We start from the raw sequence: 6,971 nt of genomic DNA, 5'->3' as shown, positions 1-6,971 counted from the left end.
GATTTCTGGCGTAGGTGAAAGAACCGGTGGAGCGGTAGTTCAGTTGGTTAGAATACCTGCCTGTCACGCAGGGGGTCGCGGGTTCGAGCCCCGTCCGTTCCGCCACTTATTGCATAACCCTGAATCGAAAGATTCAGGGTTTTTTGCATTTAGATTCTTACAACTATCCATGTTTAATTAATCTAATTCTCCAAATTCCGCATTAAATATCGCTTCAGGTTACCTTCAAACAATAAAAAGTAGATACCCTATATAGAATATCTACTTATGAATACTTTAGGTTTATTGATTTTATTGAACCGCTAACTGGATCTTGATGTCTTTATCGAGATTGGCAATCCAGCGATTATAATTATTGTGGATCATGCCATTTTTAGCATTTAAGTTAGTGCTATCCACATATTGAATACTATATTGCGTTGATGAGTAATTGATTTTTATATGAGTGCTGAAATCACGTTTAGCCAATTTTGCATCAATAACGCCATCCTGCACTGGGGTCATTGACCAGCCGCGCTGTGCGCCTGCGATGAGAATCGCCTTGCGCACCTGCTCCAGAGAGTGTTGCAGAGCAATAGTTTCTCTTACGTTATGAATTGGCGTAAGGGGTGAGCAGCCGCTGAGCAAACACGCGACGACAACCGACGCTAAAATTGTATTAGAATATTTCATAATTTATTCTCGTTAAATTATTAGAAACTCTCTTGAGAGTTAATTTTTTTGCTGTGTTGGCCGATACCTACTAATACTAAATAGTTAATGAGAATAATTAAAACAGCTCATTACCATTTTCGTTTGGCTAAAGTTAACAACCTTAAACAATCATTCAACCTTTTCGGCTTATTCCGGTATTTCAGCTGTTTTGACCTATTGTGCTAATTTACAGATGAAACTTGTCAGGTTATATAATAAAGTTCCGACCTCCGAAATGTTGAGATGCAGAAGTGTATGAAATACTCATTAGATATCCTGGACTGGCAGGCAGTTGCGCCTGGTCTACGCTCTAAACAGCAGTGGAATCAATGGGCATCGCATGAGTCTGCACCAGGTTTTACTCAAACTTTAGAGAAAAGCCCGCTGATCCCCATGATGTCTGAGCGACGGATGAGTCCACCGAGCCGCGCAGCCGTTGAGGCGGGTCTAACACTACTCGAAACTCATCAGGTAGATGCTGCAATTTTCACCAGCCAGCACGGTGAATTGGAGAAAACATTTAAAATTCTGCAAACCCTGTCGCGAGAAGGGGAGGTATCGCCAACCGATTTCTCCACCTCGGTTCATAATACGGCGGCAGGTTGGTTGACCATTATTAGTAAAAAAGCCTTACCTATCACTTCTCTGGCTGCCGGGCTAGATAGCTTCCAACAGGGGATGTTAGAAGCACAGGCCATGCTACTTACCGGTATGGAGCGCGTGCTGCTTATTGATTTTGACGGTCTGGTTCCTGACCTCTACTCACCGCCAAGTGGAGAGCCTTTCTATCCTTACGCCGTGGCGCTATTGCTGGCAAAGGGGGATGCTTTCAGTTGCCAATGGCAGGGGAGTGACAATGGAGATGAGGCACTGCCGCAAAGTTTGCAGTTTTTACGCTATTGGCTGCGCGATCAGAACGAATTTTGGGTTAACGCGGGCGCTCATCGCTGGGCTTGGAAGCGCCGCTCGTGAATGAAACTTATCAGAAAGCACATTGGCTAAATCGCGTTTGGCGCTGGACAGCCACCGGCTTCTTTTTTGGCATTTTCGGAATTGGCGGATTAGCACTCTCCCTAATCTGGTTTAGTCTGTTGCGGCTATTTATCCGCCAGCCTGAGAAATTGCATCGCCTGACGCTGCAGAGCATCCGCTACAGCTTCCGCTTCTTCTTGAGCGCGCTGCGTGGCGTTGGCGTGTTGGACTATCGCTTTATCGGCATTGAGAAGTTTGAGCAGGACGCCGGATGCCTAGTGGTTGCTAATCACCCCAGCCTGCTTGATTACGTGTTCCTTGCGTCCTGCATGCCGCGCTGTGATTGCATTGTGAAACAGGCTTTGTTGAGTAATCCGTTTGTTCGCGGCGTGATCCGCGCAGCTGGCTATCTGGTTAATGCCGGTTCGGAGGAGTTGATGTTAGCCTGCGAAGCGCGTTTAAAGATGGGGGGCACGCTGTTGGTGTTCCCGGAAGGGACGCGAACCGTTGTCGGGAAGCCGATGGCGTTGCAGCGAGGCGCCGCCAATATCGCGCTCAGAGCACATTGTGATATCAGGGTGGTGCGTATCTCCTGTACCCCGCCCATGCTGACCAAACAGGGCAAATGGTATAACATTCCGCCGACTAAACCGCAGTTCATTATTTCTGTAGAAAACAAGTTCAGTGCCGATAAGTTCATTGATGAACACGACCTTTCTCCTGCTTTGGCAGCGAGACGTTTGACGCACCATTTACGGTCAGAGTTGACGCGGTAGTCATTAAAATAACGAGAAATAAGTCATGGTTCCTTTAAGTAACGAAATCAAACTCCTCATTATTGAGACATTGAATCTCGAGGGGATGACCCCTGAGGAGATCGACACCGCTTCGCCGCTGTTTGGTGACGGTCTGGGACTGGACTCCATTGATGCTTTAGAACTTGGGTTAGCTTTAAAGAATAAGTATGGATTGGTTCTCTCTGCAGAGAGTCAGGAAATGCGCGCGCATTTTTATTCGGTAGAGACCCTCGCTAAATTTATTTCTGAACAGCGTGGTTGAGAGAGACGTATGCAGAAGCAAGAGATTTATCAAGAAATTAGAGTACTGCTGGTGAAACTGTTCGAGCTTGATGAAGATGATATCAAGCCAGAATCAAGACTGTATGAAGATCTGGATTTGGACAGCATCGATGCGGTCGATCTCATCGTGCATTTGCAGAAAACCACGGGTCGAAAAATCAAACCTGAGATGTTTAAGTCGGTGCGCACCGTCCAGGATGTGGTTGACGCCATCGGCCAACTGCTCGAATCAGAACCGCAGTAAGAGAGTGTCGCGACTGATTCGAGCCAGCCAGTGGCTGTTGCCGCTAGTCATTTTGGCTTATCCCTTTGCCGTTTGGTTGGGGATTAAGCACGCAGGCATAGCAGTTCTGGCCCCTATTTTAATCGTGGTTTTTATTCTGCGGCTGATCACTTTTCGCGGGAAACTGAGCCAGCTGGCGTTTTTGGGCAAAGCAATTGCGGCGGTGGGCATCCTGCTGGCGCTTTCGAGCTGGGTGCTGAATAAGAGTCAGATGCTGCTCTACTACCCGGTCGCGGTGAATGCATTACTGTTTATATTGTTTTTCTCCTCTCTGTTTTATACGCCAACAATTATCGAACGACTTGCTCGTTTGAGTGAGCCGGATTTACCGCCAAGGAGCATCGCTTATACGCGAAAAGTCACCCAGACTTGGTGTGTGTTTTTTATTTTTAACGGTGCATTCGCGCTTTATACCTGTTTGCGCGGGGACCTTGCGCTATGGACGTTTTACAACGGCGGGTTAAGTTATCTGCTGATTGGCTTATTGATGAGTGTTGAATGGATAGTCAGAAAAAGGGTGCGGCGCGACTAACTTTGCCAATATCAGGCTGGCTGTCAGCAGAGCGGCCAGATGACCAACGGGTGGCCTGGTCCAAAAGCCGCGAATGGCAGGTAAAAGATTTGCGGCTTGATGTGCTTCATCTCGTCAATCAAATCAGCACCACGACGGCGGCAAGATGGGCGCTCTGCTTTGATAGCCCTTACGCCTTTACCGCCGCTCTGCTGGCTGTGCTCTACTGCGGGCGAACGCCGATTTTACCCGGCCATTGTCGTCAGGCGGTGCTGCGCGAGATGCAGCCTGAGTTCGACGCACTGCTTACTGACCAGCCCCTCGAGCTGAATTGCCCGACGCTATACTTTCCTTTCGACTCTCAACCGCCACCATTGCCTGAACCACTCGCTCTGCCGCCGTGGCAGGAGGGGCTGTCGGTGGTGCTTTTCACCTCAGGCTCGACGGGAACGCCGCAAAAAGTGGTGAAAACCCTTGCCAGCCTTGAGCAAGAAGCTGAGTGGCTGGCTCAGTGCTGGCAAGAATTCCCGGCTAACGCTCGACTGGCCGCCACGGTGGCGCATCACCATATGTACGGGCTGACATTCAGTCTGATTCTGCCTCTGTCGCTGGGGTTGCCGATTTACGCTAGCCGAATCGAATACCACGAGCAGCTGATTGAGTTGGCCCATGGCGGCGATCTGGTGCTGATTGCCAGCCCGGCCTTCTTGCAAAGGCTTGACCCCGCGCTGCCTGCTACCCACTGCCGGCAGGTATTCTCTGCGGGTGGCCCACTGAGTTATGACGCCGCCCAGCGCGCTCTGAGCCAATGCGGCGTGCTGCCGACAGAGATTTACGGCACCACGGAAACCGGCATTCTCGCCCAGCGCCAGCAACAGGTGCCCAATTCGCCGTGGGAGCTATTTGCCGGCGTCACTCTGGTTGGCCATGATGAGGGCGGCCATTCGGCACTATCGGCATTGATCCCGCAGCCCAAAGGCGTGCGGCTGAACGATAATATTAAGCTGCTGGCCGATCCGCGCCAGTTTCACCTTGGCGATCGTCAGGATCGGGTGATTAAGATTGCCGAGCAGCGTATTTCGCTGACTGAAGTAGAGCTACGTTTGCAGGGGCTGGAGTGGCTGTCAGATGCCAGCGTGCTGGTGTTCCAGAAGCGCGGGCGGGATCACGTCGCGGCGCTGATTGTGCTGAGTTCAGCCGGGCAGCAGCAATTAGGCAGCTTGGGGCTGGCCGCATTTCAGGCTGCGCTGCATCAGCAACTGCGCGCTTGGCTTTCCCCGGTCGCCATTCCACGGCTTTGGCGAATCGCGCCTTCCATCCCGCTCAATGCCCAAGGAAAACGGGCCTATGCGGAAATACAGGAAATGTTTTTATGATGATGCCAGAGGTGCTTCACTCTCAACGCGAGGCAGATGTCCTGACCCTCACTCTGCGCCTACAGCCTGAGCTGCTGTGGTTCGAAGGTCATTTTCCCGAGTTGTCGATTCTGCCCGGCGTCGCGCAGGTGAACTGGGTGATGGCCTTTGCCCGCCAAGATTTCCCGCAGATGGGAACCTTTGGCGGCATGGAAGTACTCAAATTCCAGAAGCCGCTATTTCCTAACGAACAGGTTGAGCTGCGCATCGAATGGTTGAAAGAGAAGCAGCGTCTGGCGTTTAGCTATCAGGCTGCACAGCAGGCGGCGAGCAGCGGGAAAGTGATTTTATGTCCTTAACCGCCGCCGATTTCCGCCCCTGCATCATTATTCCCTGTTTCAATCATGGCCCGATGATGGCGGGCGTGTTGGCGCGTCTGGAGAAATTCAACCTGCCTTGTCTTATCATTGATGACGGCAGCGAACCCGCCACGGCGCTGGAGTTACGGCGTTTATCCGCCGAGCTGCCTCAGGTTTCACTAACGCGCCTGACTGAGAATCAGGGCAAGGGGGCGGCGGTCATCGCGGCGTTAAAACAGGCTTCAGCTTTGAATTACACCCACGCGGTACAGGTGGATGCCGACGGGCAGCACCAGTTGGAGGATCTCCCAACGATGCTCGCCGAGGCGCAAAAATACCCGGATACGCTTATCTCCGGCCAGCCAATCTATGATGAGTCGGTGCCGAAATCCCGTCTATACGGCCGCTATGTCACCCATGTTTGGGTATGGATTGAAACGCTGTCGCTGTCGCTGAAAGACAGCATGTGCGGCTTTCGCGTTTACCCGCTGGCCCCTTGTCTTGAGCTAATGCAGCGCCATCGGCTGGGCGAGCGAATGGATTTCGACACCGAAATCATGGTTCGGCTCTACTGGCAGGGGACGCGCAGCCGTTTCCTCCCCACCCGCGTGACTTATCCGCAGGACGGCCTTTCGCACTTTGACGCCCTGAAAGACAACCTGCGCATTTCGTGGATGCACACCCGCCTGTTCTTCGGCATGTTGCCGCGCATCCCCCGGCTACTTCGAATGCAGCGTAAAGTGACTGCTAACTCACACTGGTCGCAAACCCCCGAGCGGCAAGGGCTGTGGGGCATCCGGCTGATGCTCAAGGTCTATCAGCTGCTGGGGCGCAGAGCCTTTGAGCTGCTGCTCTATCCGGTGATTGGCTATTTCTGGCTGACCGGGCGAACCCAGCGTCAGGCCTCACAACACTACTTGCGCCGCGTGGCGCGCTATGCCGAGCTGCATCAGCACCGCTTGCCTTATCAACTGAGCAGCTTCCGCCATTTTCTGCGTTTCGGCGACGCTATGCTCAACAAGCTTGCCAGCTGGCGCGGCGATACCGTGCTCGGTCGCAACGCCGTGATGGTTAATCGTGAACTTTGCGAAGCGCAGATCGCCAGCGGGCGCGGGACGCTGATCCTCGCCTCCCACCTTGGCGACATTGAATCCTGCCGCGCGCTGGGCGAACTGAATCACAATGTGAAGATCAACGCGCTGGTGTTTACTCAGCACGCCGAGCGTTTTAATCAGATCATGAAAGAGGTCAATCCGCAGGCCAATATCAATCTGATCCAAGTCTCGACCCTTGGCCCGGATACCGCCGTGATGCTGAAAAGCAAGCTGGAAGCGGGAGAATGGGTGGCTATCGTCGGCGACCGAACCTCCGCCGGGCAGCATGCTCGCGGTGAAGCGCAGCGCGTGGTGCGCAGCCGTTTTCTTGGCGAACTCGCCACTTTCCCGCAGGGGCCGTTTATTCTGGCTTCCGCCCTGAAAGTGCCGGTGTTCCTGATGTTCGGCCTGAAGCAGAACCAGCAGCTACATATCTATTTTGAAGCCTTTGCCGACCCTCTCTTACTGCCGCGCAATGAGCGCCAGCAGAGCCTTCAGGCGGCAGTGGATCACTACGCGCAGCGGCTGGAGCACTATTGCCTGCTGGCGCCGCACGACTGGTTTAACTTTTTTGATTTTTGGCAGCCGCCGCAGGTGGATGCTGCACAACGGGACCCAGACTGAT

At 52.8% G+C, this 6,971-nt stretch carries 9 protein-coding genes and 1 tRNA gene; 9 read left to right on the top strand and 1 reads right to left on the bottom strand.

The window, feature by feature from the left end; translation table 11 throughout:
* Positions 1-28: 28 nt before the first annotated feature.
* Positions 29-105 (top strand) — tRNA-Asp (locus tag ACT3RT_RS09980).
* Positions 106-291: 186 nt separating this feature from the next.
* Here ACT3RT_RS09980 and ACT3RT_RS09975 read toward each other — a convergent pair.
* Complete coding sequence (locus ACT3RT_RS09975) at positions 292-672, bottom strand: hypothetical protein (protein ID WP_496202911.1); 381 nt, start codon at positions 670-672, stop codon at positions 292-294.
* Positions 673-948: 276 nt separating this feature from the next.
* On the opposite strand from ACT3RT_RS09975, the gene ACT3RT_RS09970 reads away from it, so the two are divergent.
* The 8 genes from ACT3RT_RS09970 to ACT3RT_RS09935 are packed head-to-tail and all read left to right on the top strand — an operon-like array spanning position 949 to position 6,970.
* Complete coding sequence (locus tag ACT3RT_RS09970; RefSeq protein ID WP_485901931.1) at positions 949-1,665, top strand: beta-ketoacyl synthase chain length factor; 717 nt, start codon at positions 949-951, stop codon at positions 1,663-1,665.
* Positions 1,662-2,441: a lysophospholipid acyltransferase family protein gene (locus ACT3RT_RS09965; RefSeq protein ID WP_353501109.1), complete on the top strand. Its 780-nt coding sequence runs from the start codon at positions 1,662-1,664 to the stop codon at positions 2,439-2,441. The genes ACT3RT_RS09970 and ACT3RT_RS09965 overlap by 4 nt, the downstream gene beginning before the upstream one ends.
* A 25-nt stretch (positions 2,442-2,466) precedes the next feature.
* The gene (locus ACT3RT_RS09960) at positions 2,467-2,724 is read left to right on the top strand and encodes a phosphopantetheine-binding protein (protein WP_353501110.1); all 258 of its coding nucleotides are present in this window, start codon (positions 2,467-2,469) and stop codon (positions 2,722-2,724) included.
* Between the two features lie 9 nt (positions 2,725-2,733).
* Complete coding sequence (locus ACT3RT_RS09955) at positions 2,734-2,988, top strand: acyl carrier protein (RefSeq protein ID WP_353501111.1); 255 nt, start codon at positions 2,734-2,736, stop codon at positions 2,986-2,988.
* Positions 2,942-3,559: a hypothetical protein gene (locus tag ACT3RT_RS09950; protein WP_496202910.1), complete on the top strand. Its 618-nt coding sequence runs from the start codon at positions 2,942-2,944 to the stop codon at positions 3,557-3,559. The genes ACT3RT_RS09955 and ACT3RT_RS09950 overlap by 47 nt, the downstream gene beginning before the upstream one ends.
* On the top strand, positions 3,526-4,914 hold the full coding sequence (locus tag ACT3RT_RS09945) for an AMP-binding protein (RefSeq protein WP_496202909.1): 1,389 nt from the start codon (positions 3,526-3,528) through the stop codon (positions 4,912-4,914). The genes ACT3RT_RS09950 and ACT3RT_RS09945 overlap by 34 nt, the downstream gene beginning before the upstream one ends.
* Positions 4,911-5,252: an ApeI family dehydratase gene (locus ACT3RT_RS09940; protein ID WP_353501114.1), complete on the top strand. Its 342-nt coding sequence runs from the start codon at positions 4,911-4,913 to the stop codon at positions 5,250-5,252. The genes ACT3RT_RS09945 and ACT3RT_RS09940 overlap by 4 nt, the downstream gene beginning before the upstream one ends.
* Entirely contained in the window at positions 5,243-6,970 is a 1,728-nt protein-coding gene (locus ACT3RT_RS09935; RefSeq protein ID WP_496202908.1) for a glycosyltransferase family 2 protein, read from the top strand. Before ACT3RT_RS09940 ends, ACT3RT_RS09935 begins: the two co-directional genes overlap by 10 nt.
* Position 6,971: the final 1 nt, after the last annotated feature.

Origin of the sequence: Ewingella sp. AOP9-I1-14 (assembly GCF_052375995.1) — a bacterium.
GTDB lineage: Bacteria > Pseudomonadota > Gammaproteobacteria > Enterobacterales > Enterobacteriaceae > Ewingella > Ewingella allii.
Note: the sequence above shows the minus strand (reverse complement) of the source record. Positions and strands in the feature narration are given on the sequence as shown.